The organism is Xanthomonas sp. F10 (assembly GCF_014206815.1).
Lineage (GTDB): Bacteria > Pseudomonadota > Gammaproteobacteria > Xanthomonadales > Xanthomonadaceae > Xanthomonas_A > Xanthomonas_A indica.
In genome coordinates this window covers 1,556,499-1,579,050 of the sequence record NZ_JACHNP010000001.1, presented here as the reverse complement: position 1 = coordinate 1,579,050, position 22,552 = coordinate 1,556,499, and the positions used below count along the sequence as shown (strand labels likewise).

18 protein-coding genes, 2 tRNA genes and 2 pseudogenes are annotated in these 22,552 nt (G+C 69.8%); 11 read left to right on the top strand and 11 right to left on the bottom strand.

Features of this window, described 5'->3' with window-relative positions:
• Window positions 1-17: 17 nt before the first annotated feature.
• The 4 genes from FHR56_RS06990 to FHR56_RS06975 form a co-directional block, all read right to left on the bottom strand.
• Complete coding sequence (locus FHR56_RS06990) at window positions 18-1,688, bottom strand: hypothetical protein (protein ID WP_160947403.1); 1,671 nt, start codon at window positions 1,686-1,688, stop codon at window positions 18-20.
• Window positions 1,689-1,858: 170 nt separating this feature from the next.
• Entirely contained in the window at window positions 1,859-4,906 is a 3,048-nt protein-coding gene (locus FHR56_RS06985; RefSeq protein ID WP_160947404.1) for a TonB-dependent receptor, read from the bottom strand.
• A 67-nt stretch (window positions 4,907-4,973) separates the two neighbouring features.
• Window positions 4,974-6,035 (bottom strand): FecR domain-containing protein, encoded by a 1,062-nt coding sequence (locus FHR56_RS06980; protein ID WP_160947405.1) that lies wholly within the window; start codon window positions 6,033-6,035, stop codon window positions 4,974-4,976.
• The gene (locus FHR56_RS06975) at window positions 6,016-6,588 is read right to left on the bottom strand and encodes a sigma-70 family RNA polymerase sigma factor (protein ID WP_160947406.1); all 573 of its coding nucleotides are present in this window, start codon (window positions 6,586-6,588) and stop codon (window positions 6,016-6,018) included. Before FHR56_RS06975 ends, FHR56_RS06980 begins: the two co-directional genes overlap by 20 nt.
• A gap of 249 nt (window positions 6,589-6,837) precedes the next feature.
• Here FHR56_RS06975 and FHR56_RS06970 point away from each other — a divergent pair, with 249 nt between their 5' ends.
• Together FHR56_RS06970 and FHR56_RS06965 are read left to right on the top strand one after the other, a co-directional pair.
• Complete coding sequence (locus FHR56_RS06970; RefSeq protein ID WP_237473277.1) at window positions 6,838-7,290, top strand: hypothetical protein; 453 nt, start codon at window positions 6,838-6,840, stop codon at window positions 7,288-7,290.
• The gene (locus FHR56_RS06965; protein ID WP_237473285.1) at window positions 7,290-7,811 is read left to right on the top strand and encodes a DUF4087 domain-containing protein; all 522 of its coding nucleotides are present in this window, start codon (window positions 7,290-7,292) and stop codon (window positions 7,809-7,811) included. The genes FHR56_RS06970 and FHR56_RS06965 overlap by 1 nt, the downstream gene beginning before the upstream one ends.
• Before the next feature lie 144 nt (window positions 7,812-7,955).
• Here FHR56_RS06965 and FHR56_RS06960 read toward each other — a convergent pair.
• From FHR56_RS06960 to FHR56_RS06950, 3 genes are all read right to left on the bottom strand, one after another.
• Window positions 7,956-8,031, bottom strand: a tRNA-Gly gene (locus tag FHR56_RS06960).
• Window positions 8,032-8,168: 137 nt separating this feature from the next.
• Window positions 8,169-9,290 (bottom strand): 4Fe-4S dicluster domain-containing protein, encoded by a 1,122-nt coding sequence (locus FHR56_RS06955; protein ID WP_237473287.1) that lies wholly within the window; start codon window positions 9,288-9,290, stop codon window positions 8,169-8,171.
• 11 nt (window positions 9,291-9,301) lie between these two features.
• Window positions 9,302-9,610 (bottom strand): hypothetical protein, encoded by a 309-nt coding sequence (locus FHR56_RS06950; RefSeq protein WP_184502448.1) that lies wholly within the window; start codon window positions 9,608-9,610, stop codon window positions 9,302-9,304.
• A gap of 227 nt (window positions 9,611-9,837) precedes the next feature.
• Here FHR56_RS06950 and FHR56_RS06945 point away from each other — a divergent pair, with 227 nt between their 5' ends.
• The 3 genes from FHR56_RS06945 (at window position 9,838) to FHR56_RS06935 (ending at window position 11,999) form a co-directional block, all read left to right on the top strand.
• Complete coding sequence (locus FHR56_RS06945; RefSeq protein ID WP_184502447.1) at window positions 9,838-10,278, top strand: group III truncated hemoglobin; 441 nt, start codon at window positions 9,838-9,840, stop codon at window positions 10,276-10,278.
• 44 nt (window positions 10,279-10,322) lie between these two features.
• Window positions 10,323-11,729: an oxygen-independent coproporphyrinogen III oxidase gene (gene hemN, locus FHR56_RS06940; protein WP_184502446.1), complete on the top strand. Its 1,407-nt coding sequence runs from the start codon at window positions 10,323-10,325 to the stop codon at window positions 11,727-11,729.
• Window positions 11,730-11,912: 183 nt separating this feature from the next.
• Window positions 11,913-11,999: transfer RNA gene (locus FHR56_RS06935), tRNA-Leu, on the top strand.
• Window positions 12,000-12,088: 89 nt separating this feature from the next.
• Here FHR56_RS06935 and FHR56_RS06930 read toward each other — a convergent pair.
• Window positions 12,089-13,234 (bottom strand): annotated as a pseudogene (locus tag FHR56_RS06930) (MFS transporter).
• A 262-nt stretch (window positions 13,235-13,496) separates the two neighbouring features.
• Between FHR56_RS06930 and FHR56_RS06925 the strand changes: the two are divergent.
• Window positions 13,497-14,120: a TetR/AcrR family transcriptional regulator gene (locus tag FHR56_RS06925; protein WP_160947408.1), complete on the top strand. Its 624-nt coding sequence runs from the start codon at window positions 13,497-13,499 to the stop codon at window positions 14,118-14,120.
• Window positions 14,121-14,527: 407 nt separating this feature from the next.
• Here the strand turns inward: FHR56_RS06925 and FHR56_RS06920 are convergent.
• Window positions 14,528-15,390 (bottom strand): annotated as a pseudogene (locus FHR56_RS06920) (NmrA family NAD(P)-binding protein).
• Window positions 15,391-15,502: 112 nt separating this feature from the next.
• On the opposite strand from FHR56_RS06920, the gene FHR56_RS06915 reads away from it, so the two are divergent.
• From FHR56_RS06915 to FHR56_RS06905, 3 genes are all read left to right on the top strand, one after another.
• Window positions 15,503-16,375: a LysR family transcriptional regulator gene (locus FHR56_RS06915; protein WP_160947409.1), complete on the top strand. Its 873-nt coding sequence runs from the start codon at window positions 15,503-15,505 to the stop codon at window positions 16,373-16,375.
• A gap of 334 nt (window positions 16,376-16,709) precedes the next feature.
• Complete coding sequence (locus FHR56_RS06910) at window positions 16,710-17,402, top strand: MtnX-like HAD-IB family phosphatase (RefSeq protein WP_160947410.1); 693 nt, start codon at window positions 16,710-16,712, stop codon at window positions 17,400-17,402.
• 5 nt (window positions 17,403-17,407) lie between these two features.
• Window positions 17,408-18,880 carry an aminotransferase class III-fold pyridoxal phosphate-dependent enzyme gene (locus FHR56_RS06905; protein WP_160947411.1) on the top strand — a complete coding sequence of 491 codons (1,473 nt, stop codon included), beginning with the start codon at window positions 17,408-17,410 and terminating at the stop codon, window positions 18,878-18,880.
• A 65-nt stretch (window positions 18,881-18,945) separates the two neighbouring features.
• On the opposite strand, the gene FHR56_RS06900 is transcribed toward FHR56_RS06905, so the two are convergent.
• Both FHR56_RS06900 and FHR56_RS06895 read right to left on the bottom strand, forming a co-directional pair.
• Window positions 18,946-20,184, bottom strand: coding sequence for a beta-ketoacyl-[acyl-carrier-protein] synthase family protein (locus tag FHR56_RS06900; protein ID WP_160947412.1), 1,239 nt, complete (start codon window positions 20,182-20,184; stop codon window positions 18,946-18,948).
• Between the two features lie 6 nt (window positions 20,185-20,190).
• Window positions 20,191-20,463 (bottom strand): acyl carrier protein, encoded by a 273-nt coding sequence (locus FHR56_RS06895; protein ID WP_160947413.1) that lies wholly within the window; start codon window positions 20,461-20,463, stop codon window positions 20,191-20,193.
• Between the two features lie 112 nt (window positions 20,464-20,575).
• On the opposite strand from FHR56_RS06895, the gene FHR56_RS06890 reads away from it, so the two are divergent.
• Both FHR56_RS06890 and FHR56_RS06885 read left to right on the top strand, forming a co-directional pair.
• Entirely contained in the window at window positions 20,576-21,643 is a 1,068-nt protein-coding gene (locus tag FHR56_RS06890) for a GNAT family N-acetyltransferase (RefSeq protein ID WP_160947414.1), read from the top strand.
• 1 nt (window position 21,644) lies between these two features.
• Window positions 21,645-22,523, top strand: a complete 879-nt coding sequence (locus FHR56_RS06885; protein WP_160947415.1) for a hypothetical protein — start codon at window positions 21,645-21,647, stop codon at window positions 22,521-22,523.
• Window positions 22,524-22,552: the final 29 nt, after the last annotated feature.

The window sequence follows — 22,552 nt, the reverse complement described above, 5'->3', positions numbered from 1 at the left end:
GGCTCATGCGCTGGCCATCATGAGAACAGCCCGAACAGGCGCTTCTTCGGCTTGGCCGCCAGTTGCCGGGCCAGCTCGTAGCTCTCGCGCACGTCCGCACGCTCGTGCAATGCCAGCGAGCGCTCGAAGGCGGCGAGCGATGCGGGGTAGGCGCCGAGGTTCATGTGGCAATTGGCCTCCATCATGTACAGCTGCGCCGCCGAGCCGGGGTCCGCCTGCAACATCGCGTCGTCGAGCAGGGCGCGTGCCGCGTCGCAGGCCGGCAATGCGCTGCGGTAGTCCTTGAGCACGTAATGGCAGTTGGCCTGGTAATAGTGCGTGTAGAAGTCGTCCGTGCCGTCGCGCTGCACGGCGAGGAAGTCCTGCAGCGCGGCCTTGGCGTCCGGCAGATAGTACAGCAGCAGGTAGCCGCGCCCGTGCCGCGCGCGCTTGAGCGCCTGCGCGTCCTGCTGCTGTGCGGCCTGGGCGATCAGCGTGGTGTAGGCGTCGACCGCGGCCGGATATTCGCGCGCCTCGCCGAGCGCGCTGGCGTGCACGAACAGCGTGTCCAGGTCGTGCGGATTCGCCTCCGCCGCCGCCCGCGACAGGGCGGTGTCGACCTGCTGCGGCTGCAGCCGGCCCAGCGCCCGCGCCGCGGTGAGCCGGTGGTGCGCCTGCACCAGCGCGTACATCCGCAGCAGTTCCGGATCGGCCTGGGCATCGTCGGGCAGCGCCTCGAACGCTTCCTGCGCCGCCTCGGCGATCTCCAGCACGTCGGCATGGCGGCCGACGCGGTTGAGATGGCTGCAGGCCGCCTGCGCGCAATCCAGGAACAGCGGCGTGTCCAGTTCGTAGTCCATCATCAGGGTCAGCGCCAGGTCCGCCGCCTCGGCGCGCATGCCCTGATGACGATAGGCCTCGCGCAGGTTCTGGTACAGGAACTGGAACTGGCTGTGGCGCAGGCCCTCCTCGAGGATGGCCCGCGCCTGCGCGTACAGGCCGCGGTCCATGTACAGGATGCCGAGGTTGTTGCAGCACATCGCGAAGGTGTGGGTGTCGGTGTTGCAGGTGGCCGCGTCGCCCAGTTCCAGGCCCTGCCGGAACAGCGTGGTGCAGTGTTCGTAGAGCGCGAACTGCACGGCGTCGACGTAGCCGGCGTCGGCCGGATCCAGCCCCGCGCGCTTCCATTTGCCGATGGACACACCGGCACCGTAGTAGTGGCAGGCGTTGCCGTCGCGGAAGTCCAGTTGCAGCAGTTGCGGCGACTGCCCGGCCGGCAGCGATTCCATCTCGAACAGGCGGACCTGCAGGTCCACCTGCGGTTGCAGCGCCTGCGCATTGCGGTAGGCGCCGATCGCGGCGGCGTGTTCGTCCAGCCAGTAGTGCGCGCTGCCGAGCAACCGGTGCGCCTCGGCCTTGTCCGGCGCCAGGCCGATCGCGCGCCCGGCCCAGTCGGCGACAGTGCGCAGCGCCTGCTCGCGGTTGCTGTTGAAGTGCGCGCTGCGGTCCAGGTAGATCAGGCACTTCACCCACCACGGTCCGGCGTCGCCCGGCGCGGCCTGGATCCGTGCGTCGCAGCGCTGCATCAGCAGCGCAAGGTCGGCCTCCTGCAGATGATCGAGCGCGCTCGTGCCGGACCACAGCGTGTACAGGCCGGCGAAGTCGTCCTGGTGAAGGGCGGCCATGCCGCGTTGGATCAGGGTCTGCATGCAGCGGGTGCTCCGGAACAGGGCGGTGCGGGAACCGGCACCAGCGCGCGGCAGCGTCTCCCGCGGGGGACGTTGCGGTAGATAGACGAGCCAGTGGCGGCTTTCCCTACCGTGCTCGGAGCCGATCGGGCGCGAGACGGACTGCGCGTACCGTACCTGGGCGACACGCCCTAGGGCGCCGCCGCCCCGAAGCGTCGGTTGTACTGCATGAACAGCTGGCGGCCGACGGTATCGAACCAGGACAGGTCGTAGAACGGGTACACGACGGCGCTGCGGTCGCGCGGCGGCATCGCGTCGAACAGATTGGTGGCGCCCAGGGACAGCGTGCTGCGCGCATCCAGCTGGCATTCCACGCTGGCATTGACGCGGTAGCTGGCGCCGATCCATGCCGGCAGCCCGCTGCTCGGGTCGTAGGTGCCGGTGGAGGAGGCCCAGCTGGGCAGGCGCCCCAGCCGCTGCGCATGCAGGGTCGCCGACCAGGCCTGGCGCGACCAGGTCAGGCTGGCGCTGGCCTTGGTGCGCGGCATGTCGACCCGGCTGTTCACCGCGAATGCGTCCTGCATCGGTTCGCCGGCGTAGAGCTGGGTGCGGTATTCGCGGACCCAGGTGTAGGCGAGCGATGCGTCGAACGTGCCGAAGCGGGTTTCGCGTTGCCCATGCAGCAGCGCATCGACGCCGCTGGTGGTGGTGCGGGCCAGATTCATCGGACCCAAGGCCACGGCGTAGAGCCGTCCGTCTGCGGTGCGGACGACCCGCGAGACGCTCTGCTGGCAGGCGGGCGAGGCGAGCGGGCGGCGGCCGAGGCGGCAGTCGGCTTCGTCGCGCAGTGCGCGGTCGGCGGACAGATCCTCGACCTGGTCGCGCAGATCGATGGCGAAGTAATCCACGCTCAGGTCCAGCCCCTGCAGCGGCGACCAGACCAGTCCGGCGGTCCAGGCGCGGCTGGTTTCCGGTTTCAGCTCCAGATTGCCGGCGCGCCGGCGCAGCAGCGGCTCGTTGTCGAAGCGGCAATCGGCTGCGGCCACGGCGGCATCTTCGCGGGCGCAACGGACGTAGTCGGTGCCCTGGCTTTCGTCGATGCCCTCGCCGGCGTACAGGTAGTGCAGGTCGGGTGCGCGGAACCCCAGGCCCTGCGAGGCGCGCAGCAGCAGGCGGTCGCTGGGCCGCCACTCCAGGCCGGTGCTCCAGGTGAAGCGGCCGATCTGCCGGCCGGCATAGGCGTAGCGGTCGTAGCGCACCGCGCTGTCCACGGTCAGCGGTTCCAGCAGCGGCAGGCGCAGTTCCGCGGCCAACGCCCAGCGCCGGCGTTGGCCGGCGCCGTCGGCATCGCGCCAGCTGTAGTAGTAGGACCGGGTCGCCAGCGGATCGGGGTGCAGGGCGTAGGCCTGCTCACCGACTTCGGCAGTGAGCGCGAGGCCGGCATCGCCGCCGCGCAGGCCGAACAGCGCAGGCTGGCGCAGCGTCAGTGTGGCCGCATCGACCCGCGTTTGCGGGCGGTAGGTGGTGCGCGCGGCGATCGCGGCGTACTCGGCGGGCGTCAGGGCGGTGTACAGCCGCGCCGGATCGGCGTCGAAGCTCGGATAGCCCGAGCGCGGGTCCACGCCGACCTGCTCGCCGAGGAACCAGGCATTGGCGCGCGCGGCGACGATCTGCGGCCAGGTGGTGCGCAGGCGCGCCTGGGCGTGGCTCAGCACCGCCTCGTACGACCAACCGCCGGTGCCGAGCTCGCCCTCGACGCCGGTGGCTATGCTGAGGCGCTGCTGCCGGTTGTGGACCATGCCGACCGCCAGGCCGCCCATTTCCTCCGGCGCGAACTGCCGGTACCAGTACTCCACCTGCGCGGTATGCCGATTGTAGAAATAGCCTTCCTCGTTGCCGTCCGGGCGCATGTAGGCCCAGGTCTGGACGCCGCGCATCAGGGCGATGTCCTGCAGGCCCACCTGCACGTCGGCGAACCACTCGGCACGCGTGCCCATCGTGCGGTGCAGCGTGGCATAGGCATCGAGGCTGCGCCGACGGTGCAGCACGGTGCCGTAGGCGATGGCGTGCGGACTGCCGCAGTAGTAGCCGGGCAGGCCGCCGGCACCGGCGCCGTCGCGCGCGCTGTAGCCGGTGTCGTGCCCGTTGAGCGACGCCAGCCCTGCGCAGGCCGCGGCGCCCGGGTCGAGGTAGCGGTCGTCGGCATCGGTGCGCAGGAACGCACGCCGCGGCGCGGCCGCGCGCGCGGTGGGGGCGTCGCTGCTGGAATCCTGGCGGTCGCGTTGGTAGGCCCACAGCGGCTGCTGCAGATTCGCCTCGATGCTGACCAGGCCGGACAGCGCCTGGCCGGTAAAACCGTGCGTGAGGCTGGCCTGCAGCGTGCGCGCATCGCCGCGGCTGCTCTGGCCGACGCGCGCGTCCAGCGTGGTGCCGTCGGCGTCGCGCTTGAGCAGGATGTTGATCACCCCGGCGATCGCGTCGGAGCCGTAGATCGCCGAGGCGCTGCCGCTCAGCACCTCGATGCGCTCGACCATGGCCAGCGGCATGCTGGCCACGTCGACGAAGTTGCTGCGGCCGTTGTACGGCAGCGGGAAGTCGGCCACGCGGCGGCCGTTGATCAGCACCAGGGTATGGTTCGGCCCCAGTCCGCGCAGGCTCACCTGTTCGGCACCGGGCGTGTAGTCGGCGCCGCTGGCCGATTGCTGGCTCTGGGTCTCGCCACCGTTCTGGGTCAGCGCGCGCAGCACGTCCGGCAGGCGGCGGAAGCCATTGGCGCGGATCTGCTCGGCGTCGATCACTGTCACCGGCGCCGGCCCTTCCAGTTGTGCGCGCGGGATCCGCGAGCCGGTGACGTGCAGGGTGGCCAGTTGCGCCGGCGCCGCAGCGACGGGCGGCGTCTTCGCGGGCGCCGCTGCAACCGCCGGGGCAACGACCGCGGCCTGGCGTCGCAGCACGATGTCGCTGCCCTCGCGCTGCGCCTGCAGGCCGGTGCCCTGCAGCAGTGCGTCCAGCGCCCGCAGCGGATCGGCGATGTCGTGCACGCCGGGGGTGGACAGGTCGCGGACCAGATCGGGCCGATACAGCAGTTGCAGGCCCGCCTGCCGCGCCAGCGTGTTCAGCGCCGGTGCCAATGGCCCGGCCGGGATGTCGAAGCCGCCCGGCTGCGCGATCGCCGAGCCGGCGGCCGTGGCGAGCAGCACGCCCCACGTCCGTCTCCGCTGGATCGACCGCTGCGACATATGCATCTCCTGGTGGCGCGACGGAACGGGGAAGGGCGCGCGCCGCGGCATGACGCGGCCGCGACGGCTAACGCCTGTGCAGGATCACCGCTTCCGCATGCGATTCCATGCGCACCGGATACTCGCGTTCCAGCAGTCGCGCGAAGCCCTCCAGATCGTTCCAGCGGATGCTGCCGCTGATCCGCAGCGCCTGCAGCGCCGGATCGGCCAGCACCAGCGGCCGCCGGTTGAAGCGGTTGATCTCGGCCACCGCCTGCGGCAGCGTCACGTCGTCGAAACTCAGGTAGCCCTGGCGCCAGTCCAGTTGCCGCTCCGCCTCGGCGATGCTGGCACGATGAACGCGTGTGCCCTGCGCGCCGGCCGTGGCGATGCTGCCGGCCGGCAGCAGCACGGCCTGGGTTCGGTCCGCGACGCCGGGATCCTCCATGCGCACCAGGCCCTCGGTCACCACCACGCGCAGCGCGTCGCGGTCCTGGCGCACGTCGAAGCGGGTGCCGACCGCGACCACGCGGCGTGTGCCGCTCTGCACCACGAACGGCCGCGCCGGATCCTTGCGCACCGCGAAGAACGCCTCGCCTCGCTGCAGCACCACCCGGCGCGCCTGCGGCCCGATGCTGGCCTCGAGCAGGCTGTCGCTGCTCAGCGTCGCCTGCGAGCCATCGGCGAGGGCGACGGTGCGCAGTTCGCCGATCTCGGTGCGGTAGGCCTGGGCCGTCGGTGCCGCGGGCGCCAGCCCCAGGTACAGGCCGGCGGCAACGGCAACGCTGGCCGCGGTGCCGAGCGCGGCCAGCAGCCAGCCACGGCGGCGGGGCACGGCGCGCCGGTGCGTGCGGGCCGAGCGCGCGACGGTCGGCACCTGCAGCGGCGGCGGGATCGACGGCCCCGCCGTCACCGCCAGACCGGTGCTCAAGCCGCGCGGCGCCGGTTGCCCGGCGGGAATGCCGGCGCCCAGCGCGCGCAGGCGCGCAGCTTCGTTCCAGGCCACGTCCAGGCGCAGGAACGCCACCCGGTGCGCGGTGGACGCCTCCAGCCATGCGTCGAGTTCGGCCTGATCCGCCTCGCTCCAGTTGCCGCTCTCGCGCCGCGTCAGACACTGCGCGGCCAGCGCTTCAATCGCCCAGCTTTCCATCTTGCGGTTCCTGCACCACCACGGGCATCGGCGCGGCGGTCACCACCGCGCCATGGAAATGATCGGCGAGCAGGCGCACGCCCTTGGCCATGTGTTTTTCGACGGTCTTCTCGCTGATCCCCAGGCGCACCGCCACCTCCTTCTGCGAAAGTTCCTCCACCCGGCGCAGCCAGAGCACCTCGCGGCAGCGGTCCGGCAGCCGGTCCAGCGCGTGGGCCAGCCGCGCCAGCACCTGGCGGCCGCCGAGCCAGCGTTCCGGCGAGCGTTCTTCTATCAAGACGTTCAAGTCGTCCGGATTCCCCACCGCCTCGATGGAGACGATGCGGCTGCGCCGCACCCGGTCGGCCATCAGGTTGCGCGCGGTGGCAAACAGGAAGGCCTGCGGCGTGTCCGGCAAGGCGCGCCGCGCCGCTTCGTAGACCCGGGTGTAGACCTCCTGGCGCAGATCGTGGATTTCCTGCGGATGCGGCCAGCACCGCATCAGGTAGGCGACCAGCGCCGACTCGTGAATGAGGATGTGCTGGGCGAACCAGCGGTCCAGTTCATTGCGCATCGCGTCGTTCCCTGCAGGCGCGCCGCGCACGGCCGGCGCGGCGCAGACGACGGGGCCGGCGCGTCGCTGCACGAGGCGGCGTCGGTAATGCCAGGCAACCGCCGCAGCGGCAAAGCAGGGTGCGTCCTGTCACGCGCTTCTCCTTGAGCCGCTGCCATGGGGGAAGCGGCGGTCTGCTTCGTCTATTCCAGCACGGGCCGAGGCGATCGGCCCGCTCATCCCTCTAGTTTCCCACCAAGGACCCGGCCAATGCACCTGCTGTCCCGTTTGCGTCACCACACTTTCGCCCTTCTGCTGTGCGCCCTGCCGCTCGCCGGCGCCACGGTTGCCGCGCATGCGGAGCCGGCGCGGCCGGAGGTGGCCAAGCAGGTCAAGGCCTACGCCTCGGCCGATGGCGTCAAGGTGTCCACGCTGCGCTACGGGCCGCGCGAGCGCCAGCAGGCGTTGATCCAGGTCATCGATGCGGACAGCGCCCTCGATGGCAAGATCCTGCTCGCCAGCACCCGCGCCACCGACAAGGACACCCGCTATACCGTGCAACTGGACGGGCGCCCCTACGTGCTGCTGATCGTCAGCGACGCTGCCGGCGAACTGTACCTGCCGGGTACGCCGAAGCCGTCTTGGGTGCGCTACGACGCGGACCTGTCGGCGCAGAGTAACCCGGAGCACTACCTGACCGATTACCAGGAGCAGGGGCGCTGATGCGCGGCGCCGGCGCGGTGCTCCGACGCCTGTCGCGGTCTCTCGGCGACGCCGGCGAACGCCACTTTGCGATGATGCCGGCCTCGCCATGCGATCCTGATGTCATGACGCCATCGCAGCCGGTTGTGCGTTTCGCAAGCATGTGCGGTGCGGCTGTGGTCGCCGCGCTCAGCCTGTGCGCTGTCGCGCAGGCCGCGCCGCCGGCGGAGACCGTGACACGTTGCGGCTGGTTCGACAATCCCTCGCCAGGCAACGCCACGCTCGTGGACAGGGACGGCGAATGGACGGTCGGCCAGCAGGGCGGACATCAGGCCGACGGCACGTGGCCGACGTTTCCCCGCGCGCGCTGGGTGGCGACCGGGACCGGCAGTGCCGGCTATGGCTGCGCCTGTCTGAAGGTGCGCACACGTGACGACGCCCGGGAGGTGACCACGATCGTGTCCGCCACAGTGCAGCCCTTGACGACCTGCCGGCAAGACAAGGCGTTGCGGGGCAAGGAGCCGGAGAATCCGCTGAAGTGAGGGTTCGCTCCGCGGCGGATTGCCGGAGCGGCGCTGATCCGGGCAGCGCTGCTGCCGAATCCGCGGATCGCGGAAACGAAAAAAGGAGCCGAAGCTCCTTTTTTCAGTGGCTCACTCGCATCGCAGGAGGCAAGTGACGCAATTTGGAGCGGGAAACGAGACTCGAACTCGCGACCTCAACCTTGGCAAGGTTGCGCTCTACCAACTGAGCTATTCCCGCTTGGGAGCCGCGCATTCTACACGCCTGCCGGGGGCTGCGCTAGCCCTTCGTTGCAAAAAAATGTCCCTTGCTGGCCCAGGCGGGCGGCAGGCGGTTCCGCCGCGCCCAAGGAGTCGCCACCGTCGCCGCGGCCCGGCTCACGCCGCCAGCCACCACCACGCCAGCAACGCCACCAGCAAGGTCGCGGTACCGCCCAGCAAGCGCGGCCGCCGCCACCAGCGCCGCGGCTGGCGGTCGATGGCATTGGCGCCGGCCCGGCGCAGCAGGCCGCGGGCGAACCCGTGGCGATCCATGCTGCGGTCGCAGGCGTCGACGCAGGCGCCGCATGCAGTGCATGCATAGTGCGCGCCGTTGCGCGGATCGATGCCGGCCGGGCAGGCCTGCACGCAGGCGTCGCAGGCCACGCAGTCGCCGAGTTGCTCGGCGCTGAACTTGGGCAGGGTGCCGGCATACGCGGCCAGCGCCTCGCCGCGGCTGCCGCCCTGGCCGGCGAGCTGGGCGATGCTGGCGCGCAAGGCGTAGTCGCGGGCGGTGACCGGGTCGAGCAGGCGCCGCCCGCGCTGGGCGATGCTGCCGTGGCCGCCGTCGCGGACGCCACGCGGTTCGCCGCGCATCGCGTCGTAGCCGATCAGTGGCGTGTCGCGGTCGCACAGCAGCGGTTGCAGGCGCGCGTACGGGCACAGGTAGCGGCAGGCCTGGCTGCGCAGGAAGCCGGCATTGCCCCAGGTGGCCAGCGCGTAGAACAGCACCCAGAACGTCTCCCAGCCGCTCCAGGCGAACGGATGCAGGCGCGCGACCAGGTCGGCGATCGGCACGAAGTAGCCGACGAAGCTGACCCCGGTCCACAGCGCCACGGTCGCCCACACCAGGTGCCGCGCTGCGGGCGGCCAGTCGGCGAAGCGGCGTTCGATCCAGGCGAAGGCATGGCTCCACACCGTCTGCGGACAGGCGAAGCCGCACCACAGGCGCCCGGCCAGGGTGGTGAACACCGCCAGGGCCGCGGCGGCGACGCCCAGGGCCAGCAGCAGCCAGCCGACGTCGTGCGGCCACAGGGTCCAGCCGAACACGTCGAAGCGCCGCGCCGGCAGATCCAGCAGCAGCGCCTGGCGGCCCTGCCAGCGCAGCCATGGCAGCAGGTAGAACCCGGCGAACAGCAGCCACAGCGCACTGCGGCGCAGCTGCGTGTAGCGATGCGGCGGCGCCGGACAGGCCGCGTGGGCGGGCGGGGTGACCAGGCGCAATGGAATGGGGCGGGGCATGCGCAGCCCGCTCAGGACAGCGGCGCGGCGTCGTCGCCGTGCGGCGCCGGACGCAACAGGAAGCCGGTCAGCAGGCTCGAGGCCAGCGTCGCCAGCCAGAACATGAAGAACCCCACCGTATAGCCCAGTTCGCGGCTCAGCTGGCGGCCGGGGAAGGTGATGTCGCGCAGCGCCAGCGGATCGACCAGGGCGAAGAACAGCACGCTCATGGCCCCGGCGACCAGGAAGCTCGGCCACAGGATCACCCCCAGCCGCTGCACCAGCGGGCGCGGCGTGCCGGGATCGAGCGGGTCGAGCAGCGGATCGTCGGGAGAAGCCATGACGGTGGATTCCATCGCGAAAGGAGGGTGCGGCATGCGCCAAGGCAGCGGCGCCACACGTCGCCGCGCCTGCCAGCCGCCTGGCCGCCGATCCCCCGTCGACACCGGCGTCGGCGCATGCCGCAGCTGCAGACTAGGCAGCGAAGGCCGGCCCGACATTGATCCTGATCAAGGCCGTCGCAGTGGCGGCGTGGAGACTGGTGGGCGTCGAGCGACGCGGAGCCAGCATGCAGGACGAGATCGTGGGGATGCCCTTGCCTGGGCCGGAGCTGTGCAGCGAGGCCGAGGTGCGGGCCCTGGTCGAGGCGTTCTACCGCCGCGTCCGCGCCGACGCCGATCTGTCGACGGTGTTCGCCGCGCACATCGAGGACTGGGACGCGCACGAGCAGCAGTTGTGCGATTTCTGGTCGGCGATGCTGCGCGGAACCCGCCGCTTCCACGGTGCGCCGATGCCCCGGCACATGGCCATGCGCGAACTCAGCGCACTGCTGTTCCAGCGCTGGCTGGGCCTGTTCCGCGCCACCACCGCCGAGCTGACCAATCAGCCGATGCGCCTGCTGGCCGACGACATCGCCCAGCGCATCGCCGAGACCTTCTGGCGCCGCCACCAGATGAGCTGGCGTCCGTTCGAGCCGGTGTCGCCGCTGCCGGCCGCGTGCGCGGATTGATCCAGGTCAAGGCGGCCGCGCCGGGCGTCGCGCATGCTGGATCCATGGACATCCTTACCGCGCCCGATCCCTCCGCCGCCTGGACCTTCGACGCCGACCTGCTGCGCCGCTACGACCGTCCCGGCCCGCGCTACACCTCGTACCCGACCGCGCCGCATTTCCAGACCGGCTTCGGCCCGGCGCAGTTGTTCGCCGCGGTCCAGGCCAGCGATCCGCGGCGGCCGCTGTCGCTGTACGTGCACGTGCCGTTCTGCCGCAGTCCCTGCTTCTACTGCGGCTGCCACCGGGTGATCACCCGCGACCCAGAGCGCGGCCGCGCCTACGTGCAGCGGCTGCTGCGCGAGGCGGCGATGATGGCGGCGTGTCTCGAGGGCGAGCGCGAGGTGGTGCAACTGCACCTGGGCGGCGGCACCCCCAACTTCCTCGCTCCCGAGTTGCTGGGCGAGCTGGTGCAGGGACTGCGCGGCCTGTTCCGCTTCAGCCAAGCGCCGGACCGCGAGATGTCCATCGAGCTGGACCCGCGCACGGTGACGCCGCAGGACATCGCCGCACTGGCCGAGCTGGGCTTCAACCGCGCCAGCCTCGGCATCCAGGATTTCGACCCGCTGGTGCAGCAGGCGATCAACCGCCGCCAGGGCGTGCACGAGACCCTGGACATCCTGCGTGCCTGCCGCGTGCACGGCATGCGCTCGGTCAACGTCGACCTGATCTACGGCCTGCCGCGGCAGACCCTGGCCGGGTTCGAGCAAACCCTGGACACGGTGATCGCCGCGCGCCCGGACCGCCTGGCGGTCTACGGCTACGCGCACATGCCGCAGCTGTTCAAGGCGCAGCGGCGCATCGCCGACGCCGACCTGCCGGACGCCGAACAGAAGCTGGCATTGCTCGGCTTGGCAGTGCGCAGGCTGTCGGCGGCCGGTTACCAGTACATCGGCATGGACCACTTCGCGCTGCCGCAGGAAGACCTGGCGCGCGCACAGCGGCAAGGCAGCCTGCACCGCAACTTCATGGGCTACACCACCCACGCCGAGACCGACCTGCTGGGCCTGGGCGTCAGCGCGATCAGCCGCATCGGCGCCAGCTACAGCCAGAACCAGCGCGAGCTGCCGGCCTGGGAAGCGGCGGTGGACGCCGGCGACAGCCCGGTGCTGCGCGGCCTGCAGCTCAGCGCGGACGACGCCCTGCGCGCCGAGCTGATCCAGCAGCTGATGTGCCAGGGGCGGGTGGACGTGGCGGCACTGGCGCAGCGCCACGGCATCGACTTCGCCAGTTATTTCCGCGAGGAACTGCGCGCGCTGGCGCCGCTCTGCGCGGACGGCCTGGCCGACGACCGCGACGGCGTGGTCCAGGCCACCGCTCGCGGCCGCCCGCTGCTGCGCCTGATCGCCATGTGCTTCGACCGCTACCTGCGCCAGCCGGACCAGCCGGCGCGCTATTCGCGCGCGATCTGAGTGCCGCGCGTCCTGTGCCGTTGGTGTCCCCAGTGCCGCCGTGCGGCATTGCTGGGGACTTTGCGGTGGTGTCGTCCGGACGTGCCGGTCTCCGCGTGCCGTGCCCCGATTCGGAAAGCATAAGGATCGGCATCGCCCACGGTTCACAAGCGCCGCCCGATCAGGCACGCTACGCGGCACCAGGCCCGGATGGCGAAACTGGTAGACGCATCGGACTTAAAATCCGCCGGGGGCGACCCCATGCCGGTTCGATTCCGGCTCCGGGCACCATCGGGCAGGGGGTGTAGCAGCCCCACAGCAGGTGCCAGCGTCCACGGACTGACCGAAGCACACGCCAGCCGTTTCAACCAAAGGGCGTCTCAATGCCCCGCCACCGCCACGTTGGACGACCGAGGACCGGAAGGAAATCCCCGCGCGCGAGCCGACCAGGCCAGTAGCCAGCCGACACAAAGCAACGCCAGGACCGCCCAGGGGAGGGAAGCGACGCCCTGGGTATCCAGAAGAACGCCACCCAACAGGCCGCCGCCAGCGATCGCGCCGTTCCAGGCCACCACGTTCATCGACAGGGCGACATCGGCGCCATCGCCCGCGGTATCGGCCAGGGCCGTTTGCAGGAACGTGGCGGCACCACCGAACGTCAACCCCCAGATGGCCACGCCCACGTAGACGACCAGGGGCGACGCCATCCATAGCCCGAGCGCCAGCGCCGTCAGGGCGAATGCTGCAAGGCTGATCAGCACACCCGCGCGCAGACGGCGATCGACCCAGCGACCGGCGATCCAGATGCTCACCAGCGCAGCGAGCCCGAACAGCAGCAGGACCCTGTCCACCTTGGCGGCCAAGCCTGCGGGCGCCACGAACGGTGCCACGTAGGTATAGAGGATGTTGTGGGCCAGCATCCAGGCGATCACCACGCCCAGCACCGGGCGCACGCCGGGCGTGGTGAAGACACGGCGCAGCGGCATCGGGTCGCGGCCCGACTGGCCCGGATAGTCGGGCACCTTCACCTGCACCCAGACGATCAGCGCCAGCGTCAGCAGCGACATGATGCCGAATGCCGTGCGCCAACCGGCGAGGGCCCCGAGCTAGGTGCCCAGTGGCACCCCCAGCGAGAGCTCGATGGGTGTTCCCACCATGGCGAGGGCCATGGCACGCCCTTGCTGGTGCGGCTGGACCATCCTGCGCGCGTAGCCTGCCAGCAGGCTCCAGGCCAATCCTGCCGCCGTGCCGGCGAAGAAGCGCGCCGCCAACGTCAACCAGTAATTGGAAGACAGCGCGGTGACGGAGTTGAAGGCCAGGAACCCCACGATGGTCAGCAGCAGCACGTTGCGCCGCCGCCAGCCGCGGGTGGCGATGGTCAGGGGAATGGCGGCCAGCAGCGATCCCAGGGCATAGGCGGTGACCATCTGCCCCGCGAGCGATGGGGACACGCCCAACCCTTCACCGATCTGCGGCAACAGGCCCGCGGGCAGGGTCTCGGTCACGATGCAGATGAAGCCGGTCATGGCCAGGGCCAGCAGCGCCGCGATCGGCAGTCGTCCGGCATCGGCGGGGCGTGCCGCCCCCTTGCGTGGCGGCAAGATAATGTCAGTCATCGCATCACTTCCCTGGGAGGTTGGGGGAGAAGGGACAGGCGGCCGGTCGACCCAGCGCCGCGTGAGGTGGTTTAGTTACATATCGATCGATACAAATGTAGCGATGCGCTGCGCCGCTCGTCAACGACTTTTATATCGACTAGTATTTATCTCGTCCCCAGAGGAGTTCACCATGGCGCAAATGGGCCGCCCCCGCAGCTTCGACCGTGACGAGGCCATCCATCAGGCCATGCACATCTTCTGGGAGCATGGCTACGAATCCACCTCGCTGGCCCAGCTCAAGGCCGGCATGGGCGGCGGCATCACGGCCCCCAGCTTCTATGCGGCGTTCGGCTCCAAGGAGGCGCTGTTCAAGGAGGTCGTGGCGCACTACCTGGCCACGCACGGGCGCGTGGAGGAAAGCTTGTGGGACCCGAGCGTTCCGGCACGCCAGGCCATCGAACTGACCTTGCGCCGCTCGGCCAAGATGCAAAGCGAACGCGGCCACCCCAGGGGCTGCCTGATGGTGTTGTCGGCTGCCGTCTGTTCGCCCGAGCATGCCCACGTGCAAAAAATGCTGGCCAAGGCGCGCGCTCGCACGCGCGAGGGCATCGCCGCATGCGTCGCGCGCGCGGTGGAGTCGGGCGAGTTGCCGGCCGGTACCGACGTGCGCGCGCTGGCGATGGTGTTCGGGAGCTTTCTGGTGGGCTTGTCCACCCTGGCCCGGGATGGCCTGACGTCGGCCGCCCTGGACAGCGCGGTGACCGAGGTCATGCAGGTCTGGGACGCGGCCGCTCAGCGCGCCCAGCCTTCCTGACGATGGCGCATCACGTCTGCGCGTGATCCGCTCCCGCGCGAGCAGGGGCGCATCGGGACTTCGGAAAAGTCCACACCCGCTCACGGTCTACGCGCAAAATCGTGCGCTCTGGCTGGGTCCGCCGCGATGGGTTGCGGTGGGCTTTGCCTCCGACCCGGTCGGCGACCTGGGCGCGCCGACCGCACCGGGCAATCTCGCCCCGTGGTCGAACTGGACGACGACCCGCTGGGCCGGGTGACCGCATTCAACGAAGGCCCGACCGATCCGGTGACTCCAGGACCAGAAACGTTGGGGCGTGCACTTGCCGCGTTCTACTTGCTGCTGGCCTCTGCTGTGACGATGCCTGATCAGGACGAGGTTCTGGAGTTCCACGTCTGGAACTCCAGCCTCCGAGCCGTGCGAGGGCGTCAACCGGCAAGCGCAGCGACGAAGCCGCGATAGGAGTGCAGGGGACGCCCAAGCAGTTCGACCAGCCGCTCGCGGTCGCCCGCGTTGGGCAGCATGCCATCGCTGACGTAGCGCTCGGCCATGACCCGCATTTCGTAGGCCATCCACGTCGGCATGAAACTGGCCATGTTCGCTTCGAAGCCGCTCGGATCATCGCCGCCATAGGCGATCGGGCGGCCGAGCGCTTCGCTCCAGATGGCAGCCGCGTCCGCGCCGGTCAGGGTGTCGGGGCCGACGATGTTGATCGTCTCGATCGGGAGCTTGCCGGGCGCCTGATCACGGCGAATCAGCTCGATCGCGGCGACTTCGGCGATGTCGCGAGCGTCGACCATGGCCACGCCCTTGGAGCCGATGGGCATGGGGTAGACGTTGTAGTTCTTCACGACGTCTTTGATCATGACCTCGTTGTCGATGAAGTAGGTCGGCCGCAGGATCGTGGCACTGAAGTCCAGCGCTTCCAGCATCCGTTCGGCGCCGTACTTCACCGCAAAGTGCGGCACGTTCACCGCGCGGTCGGCATCGAACACCGACAGATAGACGACCCGGTCGACGCCCATCTCTCGCGCAACGTTGAGGGTGATGATCGCTTGGGTGAACTCATCGCCGGTCACCGCGTTCAGGAGGAAGAGCGTCTTGACCCCGGAGAACGCGTGGCGCAGGGAGTCGATGTCCAGCAGATCGCCTTTGACCACGTCGACATCGGTGCCGAATGCGGCTTTGGAAGGGTCGCGGCTCAGAACGCGGACGCTTGCGCCACGCTGGGAGAGGTGTGCGACGACGTGGCGGCGACGCGGCCAGTTGCGCCAGTGACGAGGATGGTCATAGCGAGTACTCCTTGATGGGTGGGTTGGTGGGTGCGAATGAACTGTAGGTCGTTTCATTTGCGAATCACAGGCGGAAAAACATAGACTGCTCGTCTCATATATGGGACGAATATGGATCTCGACGCCCTCCAGGATTTCCAGCTCGTGGCGACTCACGGCGGCTTTGGCAAAGCCAGCCGCGCCAGCGGCCGCTCGAAGGCCACCCTCTCGCGACGGCTCGCCGACTTCGAAAATGCCCTGGGGGTTCGCCTCCTTGAACGAGGGGGCCGAAGCCTGGTACTCACGGAGACCGGAACGCTGTTGCTGTCCCAGACCGTTGGCCCGATGCGTGAGATCGTCGAGGCGGTCATGACGGCGCGGGAAGGCTTGACCGGGCCGCGTGGACGTCTTCGCGTCGCCGCACCGCAGCTGTTCTCGCAGGTCGCGCTCGGTCGGCTGGCTGCGCGGTTCAGGGCCCTACATCCGGACGTTCAGATCGAGGTCGTTGCGGAAGACCGGTTGGCCGATCTGGTCGAGGAGCATTTCGACGTCGCCATCCGTGTCAACCCAAGAGAGGAAGGGGGCCTAGTCGGCAGGTGCTTCGCCAAAGACAGGCTGATCCTCGCAGCGGCCCCGTCGCTACGGATTCCTGCAGCGCATTCTGGCGGGCCCGCTCCTGTTCCTGCGGTCGTCATGCGGACCCATCGCGAAGGAGACGTCTGGTCCGTAGAGGGGGAGGTCGCTTATGAGCCGCAGCCAGTGCTCACGCTGTCTTCGCTGCTGTCGATCCGCGATGCCGTCGTGGCGGGTGCGGGGGTCGCCCTGTTGCCGCAGTCGATCATCGGAACCCAGTTGGACACTGGGGAGCTCGTGTCCTGGGGCGTCGCCGGCAAGGACACCCAGCTCTGGGTGATGCATACGTCGCGTCGCCTGCAAAGCCCGAAGGTCAAGGCGTTTGTGGAGTTCATGGTGGAGCAGTACCCGACCGGATGGTTTGTCGTGTAACGACACGCCTGCCTGGATCCGCTCACGATCCAGCGCGTTTCGACCGTCGAACACGCAGCGTCATTCGCCCGGCAACAGGTGGCCACATGCGTTGGCTGGCTCCAGGACGGTGACTGGCTCACCTTCGCCGACGCGCTCTCTGCATCTTGCAAGCGCACACGCCTGTCCGCTCGGCCGGCGAGGTCTCTGTGCTGGGCATCCCGGATTAAAGCGTAGGGGGGCTGTCCCGCCGGCCTACCACGCCCAATGTGAACGCTCCGCTTTCTTTCGCCTCGCCGAAAGGAGTGCGAAAGACAGCGTGCCTAGGCTCTGCCCCATCAGCCGGAGAGCCACCTTGCGCGCCCAATGGAACATCCTTTGCGATTTTGACGGTACCGTGTCCCTGCAGGACGTGACCGACAGCCTGCTCGAGCACCTCGGGCGCCCCGGTTGGCAGGCGCTGGAGGACGACTGGGTCGCCGGTCGGATCGGCGCCCGCGAGTGCATGAGCAAGCAGGTCGCGCTGCTCGACGGCGACGTCGATGCGCTGCACCGGGTGCTGGATGCGGTGCGGATCGACCCGGCCTTCGTGCGCTTCGTCGCGCAGGCCGAGCGCCTGGGCATCCCGCTGAGCATCGTCAGCGACGGCCTGGACTACGGTATCGCCCGGATCCTGGCCCGCCACGGCCTGCACCATCTGCCGATCATCGCCAACCGCCTGCTGCGCACCGACGCCGGCGAATGGCGCATGGCCTCGCCGCATGCGCGGCCGGACTGCCCCAGCGGCACCTGCAAGTGCGCGGTCATGGCGCAACAGCCGCCCGAGCGCGCCACCTTGCTGATCGGCGACGGCCGCTCCGATTTCTGCCTGGCCGGCAAGGCCGACCTGGTGTTCGCCAAGGACGGTCTGCTGCGCCATTGCCGCGCCAACGGGATCGCCCACTGCGCGATCACCGGTTTCGACGACGCCATCGCCCTGCTGCCCGACCTGGCCGTGCCGGCCACGGCCGCCGTGTCCTTCCCGCTTCCCGTCACCCAACGAGCCTGATCCCGATGAACCGGAATGTTTCGCTTTCCTCGCTCGCACCGCTGCATGGCGATGCCGCGCCCGATCCGGAGGCGCTGCTGCGCACCGGTGCCGACCACCAGCGCGCGCTCAGCGATGCGCAGATGCTGGCCGACGAATCCCAGTACTGCTCCTACGGCGACACCGTGCACTACAGCGAGCCGCCGCGCATCTTCGGCCGTTGCGACGGCAGCTACCTGTACGACACCGAAGAAGTGCCGTACCTGGACCTGCAGATGTGGTACTCGGCGGTCAACTTCGGTTACGCCAATCCGCGCCTGAACCAGGCGCTGACCCGCCAGATCGAGACCCTGCCGCAGGTCGCCAGCCAGTACCTGCACCCGACCAAGATCGAGCTGGCCAAGACCATCGCGGTCGACGCCGAGCGCAAGTGGGGCCGCAAGGGCCGCGTGCACTTCAACGTCGGCGGCGCGCAGTCGGTGGAAGACTCGCTGAAGCTGGTGCGCAACGCCAGCGCCGGCAAGAGCCTGGTGTTCGCCTTCGAGGGCGGCTACCACGGCCGGACCCTCGGTGCCTCGGCGATCACCTCGTCGTACCGCTACCGCCGCCGCTTCGGCCATTTCGACCGCGCCCAGTTCATCGAATTCCCGTATCACTTCCGCGGCCCCAAGGGCATGTCCAAGGAAGAGTACGGCGAGCAGTGCGTGGCCAAGTTCGAGCGCCTGTTCGAGACCGAGTACAACGGCGTGTGGGATCCCAAGGCCGGGCAGTGCGAGTACGCGGCGTTCTACGTCGAGCCGATCCAGGGCACCGGCGGCTACGTGATCCCGCCGCCGAACTTCTTCACCGGCCTGAAGCGGGTGCTGGACAAGTACGGCATCCTGCTGGTGGTCGACGAAATCCAGATGGGCTTCTTCCGCACCGGCAAGCTGTGGGCGATCGAGCATTTCGGCGTGACCCCGGATGTGCTGGTGTTCGGCAAGGCGCTGACCAACGGCCTCAATCCGCTGGCCGGCATCTGGGCGCGCGAGGAGCTGATCAACCCGACCGTGTTCCCGCCGGGTTCGACCCATTCCACCTTCGCCTCCAACCCGCTGGGCACCGCGGTCGGCCTGGAGACCATGCGCATGCTGGCCGAGACCGACTACGAGTCCATGGTCATGGCCAAGGGCGCGCACTTCCTGGACGGCCTGCGCGACCTGCAGAAGCGTCACCCGGAAATCGGCGACGTCGACGGCCTGGGCCTGGCCCTGCGTGCGGAAATCTGCCAGGCGGACGGCTTCACGCCGAACCGCAAGCTGCTCGACACCATGGTCGACATGGGCCTGGAAGGCGAGCTGCGCCACAACGGCAAGCGCATCGGCCTGATCCTGGACGTGGGCGGCTACTACAAGAACGTGATCACGCTGGCGCCGTCGCTGCACATCAGCCACGAAGAGATCGACCTGGGCCTGTCCTTGCTGGACCAGTTGCTGACCCGCGCCAAGCAGGTCGCATGAGCCGGGCGGGAGACGACGCGCGCGGTTCGCGTTGCCTCCCGCCGTTCGCCGCGGCGGCGGGCGCTTCAGCCCGCCGCGCGCAGCGCGATCACCGCATTGAGTCCGCCGAAGGCGAAGGAATTGCTCAGCACCGCCTGCACATGGCGGGCGCGCGCCTGGTTGGGCACGTAGTCCAGATCGCATTGCGGATCGGCATCGAGGAAGTTGGCCGTGGGCGGGACCTCCTGCTCGCGCAGCGCGCCGAGCGCCGCCACCAGTTCCAGCGCGCCGGCCGCGCCGAGCGCGTGGCCGTGCACCGCCTTGGTCGAACTCACCGCCAGCGTCTCGGCATGCGCGCCGAATACCTGGCGCAGCGCCTGCGTCTCGCAGCGGTCGTTGGCCTGCGTGCCGGTGCCATGGGCGTTGATGTAGTCGATCTGTTCCGGCGCCAGGCCGGCATCCTGCAGCGCCAGGCGCATCGCTGTGGCGGCGCCGTCGACGCTGGGCGCGACGATGTCGCCGGCATCGGAACTCATGCCGAATCCCGCCAGTTCCGCCAGCGGCCGTGCGCCGCGGGCAGCGGCGTGTTCGGCGCTTTCCAGCACGAACATCCCGGCGCCTTCACCCAGCACCAAGCCGCTGCGCTGCGCGCAGAACGGCCGGCAGGTGTCGTCGCTGACCACGCGCATCGCTTCCCAGGCACGGATCAGCGGCAGGCTCAGGCAGGCTTCGCTGCCGCCGGCGATGGCCACGTCGGCCAGGCCGTGACGGATCATCAGCACGGCCTGGGCGAAGGCGTGGTTGGCCGAGGCGCAGGCGCTGGACACGGCGAAGGCCGGGCCGCGCAGGCCGAAGGCGATGCTGATCTGGCTGGCCGGGGCGTTGGCCATGCTGCGCACGATGGTCAGCGGATGCAGGCGTTCGGCCTGGTCGCGGTACAGCCGGCGCGATTGCTCGTCGCGGCTGAGTTCGGCGCCGACGCCGGTACCGACCACCACCGCGCAGCGCGCGCCGAGCGCGGCATCGTCGCGCGGCAGGCCGGCCTGGACGATCGCTTCCTGGGCGGCGACCAACGCCATCTGGGTCATGCGATCGAGCTGGCCGGGGGCGATGCCGCCGGTCTGCGTGGCGTCGGGCGCGAACCCGGGCAGGGTCGCGGCCAGGCGCATCTTCAGGGTGCTGAGCGGATCGGGCGAGGGCAGGGCGGCGATGCCGCTGCGGCCCTCGCGCATCGCGCTCCACAGCGCCGCGGCGCCGAGGCCGAGCGCGCTGACCGCGCCCATGCCGGTGATGACGACGCGCCGCGCGTGCGGAGAGGCGCCCATGGCGGGTCAGTGCGCCGGTTGCGCCGCGCTGGCCGCCTTGGCCGCCAGCGCGTCCTCGACCGCCTGCACCAGCTTGCCGAGCGAACCGTCGTCCAGGTTCGGGTCGCGCTGCGGGAAGGTGATGTCGAAGTGTTCCTCGATGTCGAACAGGATTTCGATGGCCTCGAGCGAATCCACGCCCAGGTCCTGCAGCTTGGCATCGGGGGTCAGGCGCGCCGGGTCGATCTCGCCATGCTTGGCGACGATGCTGTGGATTTGCGACTCGATGGACGGGGTCATGGCAGTGCTCCGCGAAATGAAGGGCCACCGTGCGGCGCCCGCCGCCGGTGGATCGCACGCTGCGGCCTGGGCCGCAGCATCCATTCTCCACGCTAGACGATCAATCTTGCAGATGCCTTTCGTCAACCAACTCGAGCCGCAGGCCTTGCAGCGGCAGTTCCTGCAGCACCCGCCGGCCGGTTTCCTGATCCAGCCCCTGGAGCACGGGGTGCCGGCCTTCGAGGCCGATTTCGACCTGCTCACCACCGCCGAACCGGCGCTGCGCGCGAAGGTGGCGCGGTTGCCGCTGCAGCGGCTGTGGCAGCGCCTGCTGCGGCCGCGCACCAGCTTCGTCGGCAGCACCGTCAGCGAATACGCCTGGCTGCCGCGCGCGGCCGACCCGGCGCAGTTGCCGCGGCAATGGCGCGCGCAACTGGGGCGGCAACGCGCGCTGCTGATCGTCAAGGACGTGGCGCAGCATTCGCCGCTGCTGGATGACGCCGACAACTCCTGGGCGCAGACGTTCCTGGACGCCTGCGAGCGCAATGGCTATGTGCTGCTGCGCGGGCAGGCGCTGGCCTGGGTGCCGATCGACTTCGCCTCCACCGACGAGTACCTGGCGCGACTTTCGCGCGGGCGCCGGCGCAACATCCGCCGCAAGCTGCGCTCGCGCGCCGATCTGGAGATCGAGGTGCTGCCGACCGGCCCGGCCTTCGCCGACCCGGCGCTGCGCGCGCACTGCTATGCGCTGTACCAGGAGGTGTATGCGCAGAGCGAGATCCATTTCGACCTGCTCACCCAGCCGTTCTTCGACGCGCTGCTGACCGACGCCGAGTCCGGCGGGCAGGTGTTCGTGTACCGGCACCAGGGCCGCATCATCGGCTGGAACCTTTGCTACGTGCACCAGGGCCGGCTGCTGGACAAGTACATCGGCCTGCATTACCCGGACGCGCGCGAGCACAACCTGTACGCGTTGAGCTGGATCGAGAACCTCGACTATGCCTGCCGCCACGGCCTGACGGCCTATGTCGCCGGCTGGACGGACCCGGAAGTGAAGGCCCAACTCGGCGCCAGCTTCACCTACACCTGGCATGCGGTGTACCTGCGCAATCCGCTGCTGCGCGCGCTGCTGCGGCGGTTGCGGCCGCTGTTCGAATCCGACGACGTCGGGCCGGCGGCCGATGCCGCCGAGGAGGACTGAGATGCGCACTCCGGTCCTGCTCGATCTCGATGATTCGCTGGGCGCGGTGCCCGCTGCCGTGCGCTTGCCGATGCGCGATTGGTGCGACGGCCTGCGCTTCGCCTGCTCGATGGCGCGGCTGCGCCGCTTCGGCGCGGCGCTGGAGCAGGCGCTGCCGGCGCAGTACGGCACCGTGCTGCTGGGCAGCGGCGATTTCCATCACCTGAGCCTGCCGCTGATCGTGCGCCTGGCGCAGCGCGCGCAGGCGCCGTTGCGCGTGGTGGTGTTCGACAACCATCCGGACAACATGCGCTTCCCGTTCGGGGTGCACTGCGGCTCGTGGGTGCGGCGCATCGCCGCGCTGCCGCAGGTGGCGCAGGTCGAGGTGGCCGGCATCACTTCCAGCGACGTCGGCCCTGGCCATGCCTGGGAGAACCATCTGCTGCCGCTGTACCGCGGCAAGCTGCGTTACTGGTGCAGTGGCGTGGACGTGGGCTGGGCGCGATGGCTGGGGCTGGGCCAGGCGGTGCGCGGCTTCGCCAGCGTAAGCGAACTGAGCGACGCCTTCGTCGAACACCTGCGGCGCACGCCGATGCCGACCTATCTGTCGCTGGACAAGGACGTGCTGGATCCACAGGACGTGCGTACCAACTGGGACCAGGGCCAGCTGCGCGTGCCGCAGTTGCTGCAGGCGATCGACGCGCTGCGCGGCCAGGTGTGCGGCAGCGACATCACCGGCGAAGTCTCGCTGGCCCATTACCCGCAATGGTGGAAGCGCAAGCTGGCGGCGCTGGACGCGCAGCCCGAGCCGTCGCCGGCGGATCTGTCGGCGTGGCAGGCGCAGCAGCATACATTGAACCTGCGGTTGCTGGCGGCGTTGGACGCGTCCAGCGTCGGCTAGCGCGGCCTTGTCGGTGTGTAGGAGCGGCT

Bases quoted from the DNA above. Each gene is read 5' to 3' on its own strand.
- FHR56_RS06950 (WP_184502448.1), bottom strand. From the start codon at position 9,610: ATGGCTTCTCCCGACGATCCGCTGCTCGACCCGCTCGATCCCGGCACG.
- FHR56_RS06895 (WP_160947413.1), bottom strand. From the start codon at position 20,463: ATGACCCCGTCCATCGAGTCGCAAATCCACAGCATCGTCGCCAAGCAT.
- hemN (WP_184502446.1), top strand. From the start codon at position 10,323: ATGGACATCCTTACCGCGCCCGATCCCTCCGCCGCCTGGACCTTCGAC.
- FHR56_RS06965 (WP_237473285.1), top strand. From the start codon at position 7,290: ATGCGCGGCGCCGGCGCGGTGCTCCGACGCCTGTCGCGGTCTCTCGGC.
- FHR56_RS06925 (WP_160947408.1), top strand. From the start codon at position 13,497: ATGGCGCAAATGGGCCGCCCCCGCAGCTTCGACCGTGACGAGGCCATC.
- FHR56_RS06885 (WP_160947415.1), top strand. From the start codon at position 21,645: ATGCGCACTCCGGTCCTGCTCGATCTCGATGATTCGCTGGGCGCGGTG.
- FHR56_RS06915 (WP_160947409.1), top strand. From the start codon at position 15,503: ATGGATCTCGACGCCCTCCAGGATTTCCAGCTCGTGGCGACTCACGGC.
- FHR56_RS06945 (WP_184502447.1), top strand. From the start codon at position 9,838: ATGCAGGACGAGATCGTGGGGATGCCCTTGCCTGGGCCGGAGCTGTGC.
- FHR56_RS06975 (WP_160947406.1), bottom strand. From the start codon at position 6,588: ATGCGCAATGAACTGGACCGCTGGTTCGCCCAGCACATCCTCATTCAC.
- FHR56_RS06985 (WP_160947404.1), bottom strand. From the start codon at position 4,906: ATGTCGCAGCGGTCGATCCAGCGGAGACGGACGTGGGGCGTGCTGCTC.
- FHR56_RS06990 (WP_160947403.1), bottom strand. From the start codon at position 1,688: ATGCAGACCCTGATCCAACGCGGCATGGCCGCCCTTCACCAGGACGAC.
- FHR56_RS06900 (WP_160947412.1), bottom strand. From the start codon at position 20,184: ATGGGCGCCTCTCCGCACGCGCGGCGCGTCGTCATCACCGGCATGGGC.
- FHR56_RS06970 (WP_237473277.1), top strand. From the start codon at position 6,838: ATGCACCTGCTGTCCCGTTTGCGTCACCACACTTTCGCCCTTCTGCTG.
- FHR56_RS06905 (WP_160947411.1), top strand. From the start codon at position 17,408: ATGAACCGGAATGTTTCGCTTTCCTCGCTCGCACCGCTGCATGGCGAT.
- FHR56_RS06980 (WP_160947405.1), bottom strand. From the start codon at position 6,035: ATGGAAAGCTGGGCGATTGAAGCGCTGGCCGCGCAGTGTCTGACGCGG.
- FHR56_RS06955 (WP_237473287.1), bottom strand. From the start codon at position 9,290: ATGCCCCGCCCCATTCCATTGCGCCTGGTCACCCCGCCCGCCCACGCG.
- FHR56_RS06890 (WP_160947414.1), top strand. From the start codon at position 20,576: ATGCCTTTCGTCAACCAACTCGAGCCGCAGGCCTTGCAGCGGCAGTTC.